Source organism: Sphingopyxis fribergensis, from assembly GCF_000803645.1.
Classification (GTDB): Bacteria; Pseudomonadota; Alphaproteobacteria; order Sphingomonadales; family Sphingomonadaceae; genus Sphingopyxis; species Sphingopyxis fribergensis.
In genome coordinates, this window is record NZ_CP009122.1 from 2,496,264 (window position 1) to 2,512,964 (window position 16,701).

Here is a 16,701-nt window from a genome sequence, read left to right on the forward strand (position 1 = left end):
AGCGTGCCAAGTTGAGACTGTTTTAAAGATATGCTGATAGCAGGCTGCCCATGAAACCGATCCGCAAAGCCGTCTTCCCCGTCGCTGGCCTCGGCACCCGCTTCCTTCCCGCTACCAAGGCGATCCCCAAGGAAATGCTGCCCGTCGTCGACCGGCCGCTGATCCAATATGCGATCGACGAAGCGCGCGAGGCGGGGATCGAACAGATGATCTTCGTCACCGGCCGCGGCAAGAGCGCGATCGAGGATCATTTCGACGTCGCCTTTGAACTCGAAAAGACGATGTCCGAGCGCGGCAAGGACCTGTCGGTTCTGGGACCGACACGGCTAGGGCCGGGCGCCTGCGCCTATGTCCGGCAACAGGAACCGCTGGGCTTGGGGCACGCGATCTGGTGCGCGCGCGACATTGTCGGCGACGAACCCTTCGCAATCTTCCTGCCCGACGAATTCATGCACGGATCGCCCGGCTGCATGAAGCAGATGGTCGATGCGTATCACAAGGTCGGCGGCAATCTGATCTCGGTGCTCGAAGTGCCGCACGAGCAAGTGTCGAGCTATGGCGTGATCGCACCCGGCGCGCGCGATGGCGCGCTCACCGAAGTGACCGGGCTCGTCGAAAAGCCGCCGGTGGCCGAGGCGCCGTCGAACCTGATTATTTCGGGCCGTTATATCCTGCAACCCGAAGTGATGCGCGTGCTCGAACGCCAGGAAAAGGGTGCAGGCGGCGAAATCCAGCTGACCGACGCGATGGCGACGATGATCGGCACCCAGCCGTTCCACGCCGTCACCTTCGACGGGGCGCGCTACGACTGCGGATCGAAGGCCGGATATATCCAGGCGAATCTCGCGGTCGCGCTCGAACGGCCCGACATCGCGGACGAGGTCCGCGCCTTCATTCTAGCCAAGCTGAACGGCGACAGCGCCTTCTGACGGAACCCTTGGAAGGCGTAGTAAGTCCGCCCGCGGTCCGCGCCTTGCGCGAGCAGAAAAACACACCGGCTGCTTCAGGGACGCGACTCGGACAATGTTACGCCGAGTCGTGGCGCGCCAATCCATTCTTCCCGCTCCACCCGCGCCGTGTCGTTGTGAAGCGCGGCCGATAAGTTCGGATATTGCTTGCGAGAAATTGCAGGACTCCATTGCGGAACGCCATCGCCGTGACGCATGGCCAAGCCTCCGACCAGATGACGGTGAGCGGTCAAAGGTTGATGTCATGTCCGGGATTCTTCGACCACGCAGGTAGCGATCCCATTAAAAACGCAGCCATTTTCCGAAGGCAGGCCAGGCTCGCGCCAACCCCCAAAATTGGCAACCAGCCATGCTTTGAATGGCGCAAATAGCTCCCACCTGCGCGACGCCGCCCGCCGGCCAAATCGGGGCCTTCTTCGACGTGTCAAATCGGGACAAATCCCTGTGAAGGATGATGAATCGATTCGACTCAACCCGCCACGCTATGTAAATCATGTGTTATTAATTAAGCAACGGAACGGGGTCGCAACCTTTTCGGGCAAGGAGCGCGACATGCGTAAAATCATCAAACTCGCTGCGGCCGTCGCACTGATCGGAGCAAGCGCTCCGGCAGCGGCAGCCGTCACCATTTGTCTCGGCGGCGGCTGTGCCGCGCAGCCGGGGTCGAACGTTTTGGTCACCCAAGGTGTCCCCGGTCTGAATGTCACCGGAACCCTCAACAACGCGCCCGGGACGGTGAATTTCTCGTCGACCGAACAACTGATCGGCCTCGCCAACGGCCAAGCGCGTGTCGGTGCGGTCGATGGTGTCCTCAACAACCCGCTCACCTTCTCGTTGACGGGCGGCCTGATCAGCGCACTCGAGTTCAACATCGACGCGATTACCAGCGGCAAGGTGTTCTTCACCTTCGCCGGCGGTGACAGCAACGGGCTTGTCACGAGTGCCTATAATCTCGGTCGGAACGGCAGCAACTTTTACAACGCCTTCAACGGCACCTTCTCGAGTGTCACGATGACGTTCACCGAAGGCGCCACCGTGGCCGATGTCGGACAGTTCCGTCTTAACTCGGCGCAGACAGTTGCCGCCGTGCCGGAACCTGCCACCTGGGCCCTGATGATGCTGGGCTTTGGCGCGATCGGTTTCTCGGTACGCCGCCGCAAGCCGGGCGTGCGCGTCCGATTCGCATAAGGATTTGAACCGCTCGAAAGAGCGGCTTTGGTGGTGAGTGATTACGACGGCCAGTCCGTGCAATGCTCACAAGGTATACCCCCGCCCCGGCAGTCGCGTTGGTCCACTGACGCAATTGCCGGGGATGCCTTTGTGGATCTTGACGGCGCAACATTTTCGACGCGAAGACTAACTTGCCCCAGGATTTCGACTCCGGCTTATTCCGCGTCGCCGATGTCCACTCATATCATCGCAGCTTTCGCTCCGCCCTATCGTGCTCCTAGCGTCTCGCGAGCAGATCCATCTCCGACACCCAACTGCAACGCCGAACGAAGCGATAAACCCAAGCCGCTCCGCACCATGCGCCGCGCCGCATTCTTCGTCCCTGCAAGGCTCGACATCGAGCGATCGCTTAGAGCGATGCAATATATTTTGATCGCGCAGGTTAGATGTCGCGGCAAGGAACCGCGTTGATCGACCGGCCCCACACTTACATTGTGCGCTGACGGCCCTCGACGAAAACCGTCCCGGTCACTCTTGCGGCAGTTATCGCGCGCGAACGGGAAGCATTGTAGCGGCGAGCTGCGAGGCTATGTCCCTGTTGCGGGTAGGCTGCGCAAGGCGGATGCGGGGCGCGATATTTCCACGAGCCTGGCATCGCAGGCTGGAACGCGCGGTCTAATTTGGATCCCCATTCGAACGGCGCAATAGCGCGTGGATTTCGCACATCTTCCTTGGAGAGACCGAAACAAAAAAGAGGCGGCCTAAACAGGCCGCCTCTCTTGTAGCTTGCGTGTCGCGAAAGTCAGGCGAACTGAGGCAGACCCTGATGGCGACGACGGCGCATGCCGAAGCCGATCGCACCGAAGCCAAGCATCATCAATGCCCAGGTCGCCGGTTCGGGGACAGCATTGATCGTGAAATTATCGGTTTCGAAGGCATTGCCCGTCGAGCTCAAGCGAAGCGAAGTCAACGCGGTAACATCGCCGCCGGTGACATTGAAGCGGACGACCGGGTTGAGGTTGGGATCGGTCTGGCTGCCATTCGCAGGATTGAAGATCTGCGAACCCGTGAAGCTCGCGATGACTCCGCCACCGGCATTGAGGAATTCGATCGTATTATAGGCATCCACGGAGCCCCAGATGAAGCTGACATTGAAGATGTCGCCGATCGAGGAGAGATTCATGATGCCGGGCGAGCCATCAGCGGGACCGACCGTCCAGTAATTGCCCGAACTGCCGAACGGAGCCGCGCGAATGCCGTCGACCGAAGTGCTCGTTACGAGGCCCCCCGAAACGGGTGCCGGCGACTGGAAGGTATAGGTTGGCGTCGGGCCGGAATAGGGTGCCGTGCCCGGCGTTACGGTCCCAAGCGTGATAGCGGCGCTAGCGGCGGCCGGCAGAGCCAGAGCGGCAGCGGAAACCAGCATGAATTTCGTCAAAAAAGTACGCATCGTCGGTATCTCCATAGTTGGCGACAGGCCGTGCGACTCGCCCTGTTGATGTTATTAGTAAGTAAACATTAACCCGATTCGGAGGAATTGCGAATCAAAATTGCCCTGCCCGTCCCAAATCGAGACTCTTTTTGGGGGGCTGCAAATCGGATGCACCGGCCCGCAGATTGCGGCGCAAGGATAGCCTGCAACCAATTGTCCCGAAGCGGCATTTCCGAACGCCCTTGCCGAGTTATCTGCAGGAGGGTTGCTGTCGGCAGGTTGATAGACCGGCAGGCTGCAGCCAAGCATGATGCGGTGCGTTTTAGTGGCGGCTGTGACCCCACGCGATAAATGAGAAAGGCTACTCTCTTCGCGGAACGGAGCCATTCCACCTTAAAGTCGGCGCTTCCCTGCTGTCCAAAGACGGATCCGTCCACCACTTCTGGGTAACAGACCGGAAGAATGACTCTGTTGTTTAGGCGCACCTCGTCATTGGCGCCCAGTCGAAAGTAGGCACGCAAAATGGATGCAATTGGCTCGAGAATTTCGGAAACAGGAATGCTGCTCCGGGACGGAGGCGGTTTTGCACTACGGCGCGATCTCGGCGGCCGGTGGCGACTTGATCTGCACAGGGTTCCGATTGATCATATCGAGAAGCGCGTCCGGGTCACCGGAGTCATCGTTGGCGAAGATCTCGTCGACGTCGACGGTATTGCGCCGGATCATGGGCCACAAGGTAGCGCAAAAGAATTGCATCCAGGATTGTAACGTTTCGTACCGCCAGCCAACGCCCGGCATGAGAAAGCCAGTCGCGCGGGATTCCGCTCTAGCGAATGGCGCCTGCGCTGCCGACGCTCCTGGTCGGCTACCCTGGAGGACAGTCGTCCAGCGAAAGCGCATAGGGGCCTGTACGTCCTCGCTGCAAACAGGTCCTTTACTTCCGTCCGCTATGCGAAGGGCATGAAGCAGCGCAGACAGAATGGCCGAAGACGCGAGGGATTTCCGAGACCCGAAACGTCCGCTGGCGGAGTGATTACCGTCGCAGCGTTGTTCGTAGCTGCGCTGGGAACACTTTGGACGATTTCGAGTCCTGAACAGCGGGCCGCAGCTCTCAACTTAGCCAGCGGGTTGGCTGCCGCGATGGGGCTGATACGCGACGCCGCATAAAGGCGAGCGATAGTGAAGCTTGCCACGTGGTGGCGGTTCGGCACTGCACCGATTGGTCACGCGTCGGGATGTGCCGGCCCTCGCCAGCGCACCGTGCGCCGTTTAATGCACGGCCCGAGCGTCGCCGGCCTCTACCAATGCCGGCCAGCGCAAGCCCGATGAGCGTAATTCGGCGTCAGCTTCCATAACCTTTTGATCGAGCTGCCCTAGCCGCGACAGATAGCTGTCGCGCGAAATCGCCTTGATTTCTTCGAGGCGGCGGAGCGCGGTTTCTGCGATGTTGCGAAGACTTTGACCATGGATGCCGAGCGTTCCGCGATAGACATGAAACTTGCCGGGCTCGATCTGCTGCTCGATATATCTTGCGACCACAGAAATTACGAACTGGGCGGCCGAAACATCGTCAATTACCAGCGCGTCGCGGCTGTCATTGCTTCGTTCCACCATCGGCCTCATGGCCTCGCGAACCTTTTCCCACATATGCTCATGCTTGAAAAGTGCGTCGCACTGCGCGAGTGCCTGAAGCGATAATTCGACTGCATTCATAGGATTGCTTCCCCCGAAGAACCATCCGCAGGAGCCACCATACCCGGTCGCAATCGGGTAAACATTGGTGTTCCCGAACCTCGTGAATTTGCTATCGGATACTTCTCCAGCTGTGCCGGCATCGCGCCGAGCCCGCGGACGGGTGCCGGATCGACGGCGCCTGGTCAGAGCGATCATAGCGGAGACTCGCCGCGCCGAAGTTTCCTCGCAGTTCTTTCATGCCGAACTGCCGCCTCCCGAAAGCGGACGGCAAGGAACGGATCGCCGCATTGAGCGGCCTTCACCCGGGCGACGCGCGCTAGTTGCTCGAAATAGACGCTGTCGCGAGGCGGTTCCATGCATCACCGATACCATGGTTAAGTCACCAAAAACCTAAAGAAGCGATCTCGATAACACCGCCTGCGGCCGGCCGTTGCCGTAGGTCCGTGAACACCGAGGATTATCATAGTCGAAGATCCGCGGTTGGCTTACGGCACCGGCATTCACAGAGACTGGAGGTCTTGGCATAACGCGGCGCGCGGCGAATAGCCTCCGTCCTCGCCTAAAGCCACTAACGGTCCACGTCGCGATTTCTGGTTGCGAACCGATAACATGGGTTAATGCCGACAGTATCAAATCAACTAGTCTCCCCGCGCTCACTGATCCCTGTCTGCGACGCAGGGAGCCGTGGGGTCCTCTTTTTGCATCCAAAGGGGAGGAAAGGCTCTGCTTCGCGGCGGGGCCTTTCTTATTCTTAGCGACTGTTCATCATGTCGGCAGCAGTCTGCGCCTCGGCTTTGGTGGGATAGGAATCCTCAAGGGGCGTCTCTGTTATCACAGCGTCTCTGTTATCACGGCAGCTTTCATCTCAATCGCAACCACCCAATAATTCATTGCGCGGTCTGGTCCGCGCACTTCGTATGTTGGCATTTTCCACAGCTGACTCCCGGTCCAATTCCCTACTTACTCCCCAACCGCTTTCGAAGCTTGGTGGAGCTGTCCGATGAGTTACGGCCTTGTCGCCTTTTCGCTCGATCCCAGCGCGCTCGCAAGATCTGACATCAAGGGCTCGAACCGGCCCACCGCTGCTCACAACAAGCGGCAGAGGCGGTTACGACTTCACTTAACCTTAATTGCCGTCCGCTATTGCGGCGACAGTCCCGTCGCTCTTGCGACCTCGAGTGGCGGGGCTACCAATCCGGAGCGGGAGATTTGGTAGTCGTGCCGACCTTCGAAATCGCAGGCCCAGGTCCGGACGGCGACTATTGCGTCGTTCGTTCCGACACTCTGGGCGACGTCACCCATTACGCCACGCTTCCCACATCTTACGACACGGCCGCCGAAGCGCAAAAGGCTGCGGACGCCTACAATGCCGATCCGGCATCCGCCCCGAAAGTCTAGACGCAAGATTGGGCGCCAGTCTGGCGATGGCCCCGTCGCGGTCGGTCGACATCTCGCGCGTCATGGTTTCACAAGGTTAGGCACCAACCGGCCGCCCAGCGGCGCAAAAAAGACGATCCGCGACCTCTGGGGACGCAAACGGCATTTCGCTCCTGCCCTGGCGAGAGAGCGCGATCGCGATGCGTGGTTTCACTTTTTGAATGACATCGCAAATTTGCGCGGCCATTCGTTTTTGCCCATGGGAAAATTGCAAGAGCGAGCGTTCCGAATCACCAATGCCGCTTTGATCGGCGCTCTTGTCGGGCTTCATCGCTTGTTCGGTGTAGAAACCATTTACCGCATAGGACATCATGGCGTCGCGGCCCTATTCGAGGACAATTGGTTTGCTTATTCGCTGAAGGAATTTGGCTGCACCGGCAACGTCGACTATGCGCAAGACGCCGAGAATATGACGCGCCATGAGTTATTCAAACGCATCAGGCCCTCCGATGTCGTTTATGATATTGGCGCCCACGGCGGGGTGTACAGTGTCACCCTGAAAAGTCGCTTTCCAAAAAGCCAAGTCTTCTCGTTCGAGCCGCAACCAGAAGATCTGCTGGTAAACCTGCGCCTCAATCAAATGGCGACGGACAATGTCCACGAGATAGCCGTTGGCAACATCGTCGGCGTTGTTCGAATGACCACGCGGGAGCGGTCAAGCAATCACGTCAACATCGCAGGCGACCGAGAGGTACGGATGGTTCGCCTGGACGAATACACGGCGGCTCAAAATATCCCGGACCCGGATTGGATCAAAATCGATATTGAAGGAATGGAGTTGCCCGCTCTGATCGGCGCAGAGGCTTTAATTCGAAGGTCTCGGCCAACCATCATTTGCGAGATTAATCATCTGCACAATCGGTTCGGCACGACAGTCCCCGATATTCTCCGTTGGCTTCGATCTGTCGACTATGAAGCGCACCGACTAACCGGCAACAGCCTGATACCAATCCCCGGAGCGATCGATTTTGCGTCGCTCGGATATTCGGCTGACAGGAACTTCTGGTTCATGCCTGCATCGCGGCAATAGTCGATCGAGCCGGCGCGTGAGAATGGGTTGGGAAGAAGCGTCGATTCTGGCCAAATTACGATCGCCACCGACGCAACCAGACAAAGTCGCCAACCTGCCGATCGATCGATTTGACGGGCTGCACGGCTTCGAATCCACCATCTGACGGCCGATGCGTTCGGGACTTTGGTCCTAAGCTTCAAACCTGCGCAACCTTGGCAAGTTTCCGGCTCTCAATTTTAGATTGAGACGAGCTGATGGCCGGTATTTCGGGCGCGAGAATCTTAGACCGACGTTGAAAAAGCCGCGACATTAGCCTCCGTGACAGCGTAGCGGCTTGCCGTCCAAGCCATCGAACCAGATGGTCGCATTTACGCCGTCGATATCGACGACGCTTCGGCCATTGGAAAAACGTTTGGCGACGCCATCAACCGGAACGAGAGGCTCGGCATTGATTCCACGCTCGAACGAGAGGGTTCCATCTTCGTTCGAACTCATCATCACGTGCCGATCGTCGGAACAAGTGAGAGACCAAGCGCTGATTTCGGAACCGGTATCGATCCGGTGCCCGCGCGGATAGAAGCGACCGTGCCAAGCCTCCCAGAGAAGCCCGGCGAGGCCCAGACCAAGGATTATCAGCATCAGCGTCGCCTTGTAATCCACGCGGCGCCGCCGGAAATTCGACCGGTCTTGATCCCCGTTCGGGTTCAGGAGCTTGTGGATCGCGCTGTTCGCGCCGGCGATCGGATGCGCCGCCCAGCCGTCGTCGCTGGTCGAATATATCCCCTCCTCCGGATCAATCGATACTCCAAGACCGGTGCTCAGCATAAGCTTCAGCCCGCCACCCGGTTGCCATTCGAACGCGGTGTCGACCGGTTCGTCGGCGAGGTTCAGAAGGACAACGCCATCGTGAGCAACCTTTGGCCGGTACTGCACCTGCATTTCGTGAACGTCGCCGGGGTCATATCCCGGCACCAGGTGGAGAATGATCCGCCCGTCAGGCGACGCATGGCGGACGATCTCGGGATAACCGGTTGGCGCTTGATCCATGGCCCACGCTACGCGCCGATCGCGGGCTTGCCAAGCGAGGCCCGATCTGCACGTCGATCGACCTTTCTACCCGCTAGATCGGCTCCGGCGTCTGCCCAGCCATCCCGCCAGCACCGCTCCAGCGGCAAGCAATGTTCCGAGCGGCCCGGCCAGAAAGGGATAGATTCCGTCCATCTCGTCGAACGCACGGTGACCAGGAGCCGTATATTGCCCCCAGTAAGCAAAGACGATGAGGAGAGCCGCTGCGAGGAGGAAGATATGCACGAGGATGCTGGTGACACCGCGCGTCGGCAGCGTGCGCGTCAGACGCCATGCAAGAACGCCGAACAGAATCGAAAGAAAGACGCCGGCAAGGAACAGGGTCAGCATGGGTTGGGCCTCGCTTCCGGGAAACATAGCTTACCAAGCGCATATTTTGGGCAAGGGTGCCATCAAATAGCATCGATGCCCCGCCCATAGACCGGTTGCGGGCTGGACGAACAGAACCAGCGCGGGACGGCGTCGAGGCACATGACGGACAGTTAACGTCACTGCCAATCACCCGTCGCAGCGACACCCGGCATCTTATCGGCGCGTAGCGGATTCCGTCGCGCGGAAGACAGTTTCTCGATGGAGGTGCGCGGTCTTTATGGCACGCCGATTCAACAAGTGAACGGTCCTGCTCATTGCCGCGTCATCGGTCAGCAGCTAGCCTCGCGGTCTGGAGCGGGGAGCGAATGATGATACGAGGATGGAGCGTAAATTTGGCGGCGAGTGCATGGTTTCTCGCCATTTCGTTCGCTCCAAGCGTTTATGCCCAGTCCCCTCCGGCGCAGGATGAAGCCCGCAAAATCGAATTCGACAAGCGCATCACCGACATCAAGCAGCGCCTAGGCGCAACGCCCTATGCCGACAAGGAGGGACGCATTGCCCTGCTTGGCGAACGCGCCAAGCTGATTGCGGAGTATCACGGCGAAGAGAGCTTGGCGCACGCCGATGCACTCCAGCTTCTCGCCTTCGAATATTATTCGGACAAGCGCTGGGTCGAGGACGCAGCCCCCCGGACTCGGGCCCTAGCCGTTCGGCGCAAGCTACAGGGCGATCGCTCGAGCGAGACGCTGTACGTCGCCCGGGCGCTGGCCCATTCGCTTTCCGAGGCCGGCCGACGAGCCGAAGCAGCGGCTATCCTCGCCGAGGTACTAAGCGCGTGGCAGGGTGGTGCCAACTTGACGGAAACGGCAGGACGCCATGTACCGCGCGGCCGTACCGTTGAAGGCAAGGCGCTTGGTATGATCGCGGCCGCGCATGCGAGACTTGCACTTGATGAGGGAGATGCCGCCCTCGCCTTGCCATCGGCCCGGATCGCCGCGGCGTCTTCCCTAGCTTATCGTCGGGGCTTCGGCGTCGGCGTGCTCGACGAGCAGATGGTCGAACTTGCCGAGCGCGATCCGTCCACTCACACGGGCGAAGAGTCGTTCGCCGAATGGTCGCGGCTTTATGCCGATGTCTTGTGGGAAGCGGACGGAAAGAGCGCCACGGCCAGGGCGGACGCGCTGCTCATACTCCAGGATATCATGGCTGGCCGCACGTCGCGCGCAGTGGCACGCTCGGCGGCAGCGCGCGCCGCGGCTGCGTCGGGTTCCGCGGGACTGGCGGCGGAGCGCGACGCGAAGGCCGCCGAACTCGCCGCGCTTTTTGTGCGAAGCGAGGGGCTGAAGGCCGGAAGTGAGGCCGATCGCGCGCTCTGGCAGCAAATTGGCACGGCCAACGCGGCGCTTGAAGCCATCGATGCGCGGCTGTCGGCTGCGACGCCTGGCTATTTCGAACTGGTGAAGCCGGCGCTGTTCGACGAGACCGCCGCCAAGGGCCTGCTTGCAGCGGATGAAGCCTTTTTGATGATCGTGCCTACGGCTCGCGGCACGCACAGTCTTGTCTTAACACGCGAAGGCATCAACTGGCACCGCTCGGCGATGACCGACGTGGAACTTTCCGGACATGTTCGCCGCCTTCTGTGGGACGTCGGTGCCAATATCGAAGTGACGCCCGACGAGGATGCGACATGGTCCGCCGAGGGCGAGGGAGACTTTCCGTTCGATCGCGGGACGGCCTTCCGGCTCTATGAAGAACTCGTCGGACCCGTGAGCTCGGCCCTCGCCGGCAAGCGACATTTGTTCACATCGGCCACCGGGGCGATCTCGTCATTGCCGCTAGGCATCCTGATTACCGAGAAGCCCGTCGGAGCAGACGGCAATCCCGATGCCTTGCGGGCGACGCACTGGCTCGCCGACAAGGCCGCAATCGTCCAGCTTCCTTCGCTTCAATCTCTCCAGCTTCTCCGGGCGGTTGCCGGACGCGACGCTTCTAAAAGCGACGCCACGATGATCGGGTTCGGCGCTCCGATGCTCGACGGAAAAGCCGCGACGCGCGGCGTGGAGGGTCGGATACGTTCGGCGCGCGGTGGAACCGCGCCCCTGCCAGCCGCCACATGGCGCGCGTCCAGCGACGGGCCCGCCCTCGCCGATCCAAGCGCTTTGCGCCGCCTGTCCCGGCTCCCGGGCACGGAAAAGGAACTGAGGGCGATGGAATCCCTGATGGGACCCGACAAGACAAAGCTTTTCATGGCGGATGCAGCCACCGAGACGAATCTGAAAAAAGCCGATCTCGCCTCGCCCTCCCTGCTTTTTCTCGCAACGCATGGGCTGGTGGCGGGCGAGTTCGGCGACATCGGCGAGCCAGGGCTTGTCTTCACGCCGCCCGCTGCCGCCAGCCCCACCGATGACGGCTTGCTGACCGCCAGCGAGGTCGCATCGCTTCGCATCGGCGCGGGATGGGTCATCCTGTCGGCGTGCAACACGGCCGCAGGCGATGGCCGCGCAGGCGCGCCCGGCCTTTCCGGTCTTGCAAGGGCCTTCTTCTTTGCTGGCTCGGAGAGCCTGCTTGCCTCGCACTGGCCGGTCCGCGACGATGTTGCGGCTGTGCTCACCGTACGCCTGTTCGAGATCTTGCGCGCCAATCCAGCCCTTTCCCGCGCCGAGGCGCTACAGCGCGTCGAGCGCGAAATCCGCAACGACACGCGCGACGATTCCTATCTCAAAAGCTGGTCGCACCCCAGCGCATGGGCACCATTTTCGTTGATCGGAGACGTCGTTCGCTGAGCATTTTACGGTACTGCGACCAACCGCTGACCGCAATTTCGGGCATTTGGTAAGCTTTGATTAACCTTATCGGCCCAGTTTCCATGTGGGGGGCATGGAAGCGGCAGCAGCCGTGCGAATGGAGAGTTCGCAGTGCTCGAAGATAAGACAAGGCCGACATCGGTCGCCGGTCCGCTCGGGCCGGTTACGATTGGCGACCTGCCATCCACGTCGACGACTTACTGGGTCGCGCGGCGCAAGGCCGAACTTCTGGCCGCGATTGACGGTGGGCTGATCGAGATCGAAGTCGCCTGCGAGACATACCGGCTCAGCCGCGAGGAGCTTGCTGCCTGGCGGCACGCGCGCGATCGCGCTGGCGTACCGGGTCTTCGCATAAACAGAATAAGACCGCATCGAGATCAACGTATCGGATAAGACGATGGAACCGCGCGCTCCCCCACAACGGCGCGTGGAGCCATGAGGACGGCGCGAGCAGACTGGTCCCTCTCGCGCCGTCCTTTTAATTTAGCGGCATTTGAGTTCGCCACGGTCGATGGCCCGTCCCAATAGCCCGCCGCCGGCCGCGCCCATGATCGTCCCGACCGTCCGGTCGCGACCGCCGTCGAGCTCGCGTCCGACGAGCGCACCGACGGCTGCGCCGATGATTAGGCCGGTCGTTCCATTCTCCCGGCGGCAGTAATATCGTCCATCCTTCGCTCGCCAGATGCGATCGTTGTGCGACAGGCGGCGCGGCTCATAATAGCGGCCAGAGCCGTCATACAGGCCGCGATCCTTGGCGCGCTTGCCATGTGCAGGAGCCCAGGGGGGCGGATCGGCAAGTGCCGGAGCACTCGGAATGACAAGGGCAGCAAGGACAGCGGCTGCAATATATTTCTTCATGGCCCGTCTCCTTCTTTGAACGGAGAGCCATAGTCCTGACGGGCCTAACGACGGCTGAACGAGACATTCTGGCCGAAAGTTGACGTAGAGATCCCCACGAAGGACGCTTTCACCCTAATTTGGTTTCTGTCGAATGTCTGATTTCAGGCGCTAAGCAGTCGTTTTGTTGCCTGGCTCCGGCGGCGGTACGTCGACCTCGCAGCGCACCGACTTTTTCTTCGCGCGCCTGGCGCAGGCAGCAATCTCGGCCTCGTTCTCTTTGTAAAAGCGCGCTGCCGACATCAGTCGAAGCCATTGATCGGGCTCGGACGTCTGCATCAAATGCTGACCTGCACTCCAAGCATCGCGCTGCAGTACCGCCGCCGCCCTTTTCTCCGGCCAACGCCATTCCAGCGGGGCAGCACGATCGACCAGCGGCGGCAATGAGCACCCGACTATCGCGGCTATAACAAAAGCGGAAGCGATGCCGGTCGCGAGCCACCGGTTTTGCTGTTTTGCCGATCGTGCTGATGCAACTATTGTTCCGATAGAACGAGCAGCATCATCAAGACGCTGCTGCGCCGATCGCCAGGCTTCGTGATCGGCCGACCGTCCATCCCGTCCGGAGATTTCGATTTGATGCCCGATCTTCTCGGGCGTGAGCGCCAGGACGGGGCGTTCCTTCAACGCGTTGAAGGCTTCGCGCGCCTTCTCCCATCGCTCCGCGATCAGGCCCAGCTCCGAGCTATAGTCGCGCCCGTGTATTTCCTGCTGAAGCTTGGCGAAGCCGTCGACGGAAGATCGCAGCCCGGCAATGCCGCGTATGATGGCTTCTACGGCGTCCTCGACGGGAGGCGGTTCGGGTTCGGGCTGGGGTGCGTTTTCGGTCATCCGGCAAGCTTACATACCGATTCCCAAGCCACGTGAAGGGCGGAGATATTCTGCAAGATCATGAGACAGCGTTTTCTTGCTCAGGGCGTCCAGGCCAAGTTCGGCGCGCCGATTTCGGAGCAGCGACTCGAGCTGTGCATCGCGGTGAAGGCTCTTCGCCATCCCGTCGAGGCGGTCGCGGACACTGTCCATTCGTGCGTAATCGCCCTCGCGCTGAAGGTGTCGGAGCTGGCGCGCGTTCGACTGCCATTCGGATACGAAGCGATCGGCCCTTCCCTGCACGTCGATGCGGATCTCGGCTTCGGCCGCCATGGCTTGGATCGCACGCTGTGTTCGTCCCCCTGCCGCTTCGCTCATCAGCGATGGGTCCTTCCGCATGGCTTCGGCAAGGTCGGCAGACCCATGTTCACGCACGGCGTTCATAGCCCGCTGGGCGCGCTCCATCGCGTCCACCTGATGGCGCAAAGGTTGATACCCCTGCTGCACCATCCCTTCGACATCCTTCGCCGCGCGGCCGTAGCTCTCGATAGCCTGGTCGAGCGGATTTCGCGGGGCGAGCGCGTCCAAAGCGCGCGCGTTAACGCGGACGCCATCGAGCGCTCTGCGTTTCGGCGATGTTGGTGCCGGGCCTGATTGCAAAGTGAGCTCCGGCATTGGTCTGACCTTTATGCCGGCAAAGATGTTTCGCTTCGGCGCTACGGCTGGTGCCGCCTCTCGTTCGAGATAGTCGCTCGCCATATCTTTACCGCGCTCGCGGCTGAGTGCGCGCACAAGCCTCGGCTGGTCAGCAAAATCGTCGCGGCCATAGTGGAGATCGACGGATTGGCGATGGCGCGACATCGCGACGTACGCGCTGTGCCGATCGAGTCCGGGTGTTGCGAGCACATGGACGCGGTCCACGGTCATCCCCTGCGCCTTGTGGATCGTCGCCGCATAGCCGTGATCGACATGCGCATAGTCTTTGAGGTCAAAAGCGATGCTGCGGCCGTCGTCAAGCAACACGCCAATACGCATCCGGTCTATGGTCTGAACGGTGCCGAGCGTGCCATTCTTCACGCCGAGATCGCGGTCGTTCCGTTGGAACATGACGCGGTCACCCGAAGCGAAATTCCGGTCGCCGCGCTCCACCGTCATCGCGACATCAGGGCCGAGACTGCCGCCCGCCCGCAAACGGGTGCGCGCCTCGTCATTGAGGGCGCGGACTTCGTCGTTGGTGTGCGTAAGAATGATCCGACTAGCATCGGGATGCAGCTGCCGGTCGCGATCCCACGCGTCGACGAGGTCTCCGCGCGCAACCTCTCGCGTGTCGGCAGCATGAAGGTGTCCCGCGTCGGCATAGCGGCCGATCGCCTCGCCAGTCCTACCCGTGGCAAGCTCGCGTGTCGCGTCGCGCTGCCAGCTTTCGTTCTGCCGCCGGATCGACGTGATCTCGACGGCACCGTGGCGCTCGGCGGTCGAGCGGAACGCCGCGCCCGCTTCGATGGCCTGAAGCTGCTCCGGATCGCCAACGAGGACGATCTTCGCCCCTTGCTTCTCGGCCTCGGTGACGACGCGTTCGAGCTGGCGCGTGCCAAGCATGCCCGCCTCGTCGATGACCAGGACATGCTTATCGGTCAAAAGCTCGCGGCCGTTGGCCCATTGATGCTCGAGACTGGCAATCGTGCGCGACGCAATGCCCGAACCTTGTTCGAGCCCTTCTGAGGCGATGCCCGAGAGGGCTGCACCGCGCACCTCATACCCGGCGGCCTCCCACGCATCGCGGGCAACCCCGAGCATCGAACTTTTGCCCGATCCCGCGTAGCCGATGACATTGCTGATCCCGCGGGCGCTGGTGGCATGTTCGAGCGCGCCGCGCTGCTCTGCCGATAGCTCCAAGCCTCGGTCGAGGGCGCTTTCCAAGGCACGGTCGCGGTAGCGATCGGCGACGCCGTGATTGCGGCGCGCGTCGAGCTTCGCCGTCGCGCGTTCGAGGCGCTGCTCGGTCTCCAACATCAAGCGTGACGTGAAGCGATCTTCGCCGCGTCCATCCCGGCCTAGCGCGACGAGCTCGGGCGATGCCTTCACCGCGCCAATCACCGCATCGAACTGCTCCTTCCCCTCGCTGTGCCGGTGCACGAATATCGCAAGGTCGCGGTGGGTGAACGTCGCCTGCTGGTGGGTGATCGCGTCGAGCGCGATGGACGGATTGGCGAGAATGCGCTCGCCGTTCGATCGCGCGATCTCGACATGATCCTGAAGCCGCTCGGCCTCAAGCCCCTGCCCAGCCATGCGGGATGCCGCCGGACCGATCTTGTGCTGCGGTTCGAGCTCAATCCCCTGCTCTTCCAACGAGCGGTGGTCGATGCGCGCATCGATATCGAGTTCGGCGAGCCGCTCGTTGACATGCTCAGCCCAGGCCTCGCGCCAGTGGGTCAGCAGTTCGGTGCGGTTCCACTCGCGGACCTTCGCGCCAAAGCCGACCTCCCCTTCCTCGCCAATCTTGATCTCGCGCATGGTGAGCATGACATGCGCGTGCGGCCTCGCCAGGCCGTCGGCGCCGATGTCCCAATGGACATTGAGATCGGCGACCATGCCGCGAGCGACGAACTCCCTTTTCACGAAGTCGCGCGCGAGGTCGATGCCCTGCTGCTCGGTCATCTCGCGCGGGATTGCGAACTCGACTTCGCGAGAAAGCTGGGCGTCTTTCCGAAGCTCGGCCGCTTCGACATCATTCCAAAGGCGCTCGCGGTCGTGCCATTCGTCGGGGGCGCCTCCGGGCAGCAGCACCTCGCTGTGCACGACGCCGGCTTTGTTCGAAAAGTCGTGGCTTCGACCGAGGCGCTCATCGTGCAGACGATCAGCCGATCGATAGGCTGCGGCGGCGACCGCGCTGCTGCCGGCAGCGCGCGAAATGACTTTTGCAGATAAATGGTAGATCGCCATGGCAGCATACCATTTACTGCAAAACGAGCACGTCGGCACGACGTATAAGCGCGCCCTCACACGATTTCATCGCGCTCGGGATCGCAAAGTCCCAAGAGATTTCAACCGCTTGAAGTGCCGCGAGACTCTCGATAG

15 protein-coding genes are annotated in these 16,701 nt (G+C 61.2%); 8 read left to right on the top strand and 7 right to left on the bottom strand.

Annotated elements, in window-relative coordinates:
- Positions 1-50 precede the first annotated feature (50 nt).
- Together galU and SKP52_RS26990 are read left to right on the top strand one after the other, a co-directional pair.
- Positions 51-929 (top strand): UTP--glucose-1-phosphate uridylyltransferase GalU, encoded by an 879-nt coding sequence (galU, locus tag SKP52_RS11505; protein ID WP_039574874.1) that lies wholly within the window; start codon positions 51-53, stop codon positions 927-929.
- Between the two features lie 483 nt (positions 930-1,412).
- Entirely contained in the window at positions 1,413-2,156 is a 744-nt protein-coding gene (locus SKP52_RS26990; RefSeq protein ID WP_228383622.1) for a PEPxxWA-CTERM sorting domain-containing protein, read from the top strand.
- A 784-nt stretch (positions 2,157-2,940) separates the two neighbouring features.
- Here SKP52_RS26990 and SKP52_RS24615 read toward each other — a convergent pair.
- Positions 2,941-3,588 (bottom strand): Npun_F0296 family exosortase-dependent surface protein, encoded by a 648-nt coding sequence (locus SKP52_RS24615; protein WP_160292401.1) that lies wholly within the window; start codon positions 3,586-3,588, stop codon positions 2,941-2,943.
- A gap of 540 nt (positions 3,589-4,128) precedes the next feature.
- On the opposite strand from SKP52_RS24615, the gene SKP52_RS26995 reads away from it, so the two are divergent.
- The gene (locus SKP52_RS26995) at positions 4,129-4,338 is read left to right on the top strand and encodes a DUF5818 domain-containing protein (protein ID WP_407695104.1); all 210 of its coding nucleotides are present in this window, start codon (positions 4,129-4,131) and stop codon (positions 4,336-4,338) included.
- A gap of 501 nt (positions 4,339-4,839) precedes the next feature.
- Here SKP52_RS26995 and SKP52_RS11520 read toward each other — a convergent pair.
- Positions 4,840-5,283: a hypothetical protein gene (locus SKP52_RS11520; protein WP_039574875.1), complete on the bottom strand. Its 444-nt coding sequence runs from the start codon at positions 5,281-5,283 to the stop codon at positions 4,840-4,842.
- A 1,200-nt stretch (positions 5,284-6,483) separates the two neighbouring features.
- Here SKP52_RS11520 and SKP52_RS11525 point away from each other — a divergent pair.
- From SKP52_RS11525 to SKP52_RS27235, 3 genes are all read left to right on the top strand, one after another.
- Positions 6,484-6,663 (top strand): hypothetical protein, encoded by a 180-nt coding sequence (locus SKP52_RS11525; protein WP_039574876.1) that lies wholly within the window; start codon positions 6,484-6,486, stop codon positions 6,661-6,663.
- Between the two features lie 196 nt (positions 6,664-6,859).
- Positions 6,860-7,732 (top strand): FkbM family methyltransferase, encoded by an 873-nt coding sequence (locus SKP52_RS11530; protein ID WP_039574879.1) that lies wholly within the window; start codon positions 6,860-6,862, stop codon positions 7,730-7,732.
- A 22-nt stretch (positions 7,733-7,754) separates the two neighbouring features.
- Complete coding sequence (locus SKP52_RS27235; protein ID WP_267127954.1) at positions 7,755-7,877, top strand: hypothetical protein; 123 nt, start codon at positions 7,755-7,757, stop codon at positions 7,875-7,877.
- Between the two features lie 146 nt (positions 7,878-8,023).
- Here the strand turns inward: SKP52_RS27235 and SKP52_RS11535 are convergent, their stop codons facing one another.
- Both SKP52_RS11535 and SKP52_RS11540 read right to left on the bottom strand, forming a co-directional pair.
- Positions 8,024-8,761: a hypothetical protein gene (locus tag SKP52_RS11535; protein ID WP_039574880.1), complete on the bottom strand. Its 738-nt coding sequence runs from the start codon at positions 8,759-8,761 to the stop codon at positions 8,024-8,026.
- A gap of 66 nt (positions 8,762-8,827) precedes the next feature.
- Entirely contained in the window at positions 8,828-9,130 is a 303-nt protein-coding gene (locus tag SKP52_RS11540) for a hypothetical protein (protein WP_148309108.1), read from the bottom strand.
- A gap of 374 nt (positions 9,131-9,504) precedes the next feature.
- Between SKP52_RS11540 and SKP52_RS24620 the strand changes: the two genes are divergently transcribed.
- Both SKP52_RS24620 and SKP52_RS11550 read left to right on the top strand, forming a co-directional pair.
- Positions 9,505-11,895, top strand: a complete 2,391-nt coding sequence (locus SKP52_RS24620; RefSeq protein ID WP_052208156.1) for a CHAT domain-containing protein — start codon at positions 9,505-9,507, stop codon at positions 11,893-11,895.
- Positions 11,896-12,027: 132 nt separating this feature from the next.
- Positions 12,028-12,309, top strand: coding sequence for a DUF1153 domain-containing protein (locus SKP52_RS11550; RefSeq protein ID WP_039574884.1), 282 nt, complete (start codon positions 12,028-12,030; stop codon positions 12,307-12,309).
- 90 nt (positions 12,310-12,399) lie between these two features.
- Here SKP52_RS11550 and SKP52_RS11555 read toward each other — a convergent pair whose 3' ends face one another.
- From SKP52_RS11555 to traA, 3 genes are all read right to left on the bottom strand, one after another.
- A complete protein-coding gene (locus tag SKP52_RS11555) occupies positions 12,400-12,774 on the bottom strand; it encodes a glycine zipper 2TM domain-containing protein (RefSeq protein ID WP_039574886.1) in 375 nt (124 codons plus the stop codon).
- Positions 12,775-12,924: 150 nt separating this feature from the next.
- Positions 12,925-13,644, bottom strand: a complete 720-nt coding sequence (locus SKP52_RS11560; RefSeq protein WP_039574888.1) for a DUF6118 family protein — start codon at positions 13,642-13,644, stop codon at positions 12,925-12,927.
- 9 nt (positions 13,645-13,653) lie between these two features.
- Entirely contained in the window at positions 13,654-16,566 is a 2,913-nt protein-coding gene (gene traA, locus SKP52_RS11565) for a Ti-type conjugative transfer relaxase TraA (RefSeq protein ID WP_039574889.1), read from the bottom strand.
- Positions 16,567-16,701 lie beyond the last annotated feature (135 nt).

Excerpts from the sequence above, each read along its gene's own strand:
- SKP52_RS11560 (WP_039574888.1), bottom strand. The coding sequence starts at position 13,644 with ATGACCGAAAACGCACCCCAGCCCGAACCCGAACCGCCTCCCGTCGAG.
- SKP52_RS11540 (WP_148309108.1), bottom strand. The coding sequence starts at position 9,130 with ATGCTGACCCTGTTCCTTGCCGGCGTCTTTCTTTCGATTCTGTTCGGC.
- SKP52_RS27235 (WP_267127954.1), top strand. The coding sequence starts at position 7,755 with ATGGGTTGGGAAGAAGCGTCGATTCTGGCCAAATTACGATCGCCACCG.
- SKP52_RS11555 (WP_039574886.1), bottom strand. The coding sequence starts at position 12,774 with ATGAAGAAATATATTGCAGCCGCTGTCCTTGCTGCCCTTGTCATTCCG.
- SKP52_RS11535 (WP_039574880.1), bottom strand. The coding sequence starts at position 8,761 with ATGGATCAAGCGCCAACCGGTTATCCCGAGATCGTCCGCCATGCGTCG.
- SKP52_RS11520 (WP_039574875.1), bottom strand. The coding sequence starts at position 5,283 with ATGAATGCAGTCGAATTATCGCTTCAGGCACTCGCGCAGTGCGACGCA.
- traA (WP_039574889.1), bottom strand. The coding sequence starts at position 16,566 with ATGGCGATCTACCATTTATCTGCAAAAGTCATTTCGCGCGCTGCCGGC.
- SKP52_RS24615 (WP_160292401.1), bottom strand. The coding sequence starts at position 3,588 with ATGCGTACTTTTTTGACGAAATTCATGCTGGTTTCCGCTGCCGCTCTG.
- galU (WP_039574874.1), top strand. The coding sequence starts at position 51 with ATGAAACCGATCCGCAAAGCCGTCTTCCCCGTCGCTGGCCTCGGCACC.
- SKP52_RS26995 (WP_407695104.1), top strand. The coding sequence starts at position 4,129 with ATGCTGCTCCGGGACGGAGGCGGTTTTGCACTACGGCGCGATCTCGGC.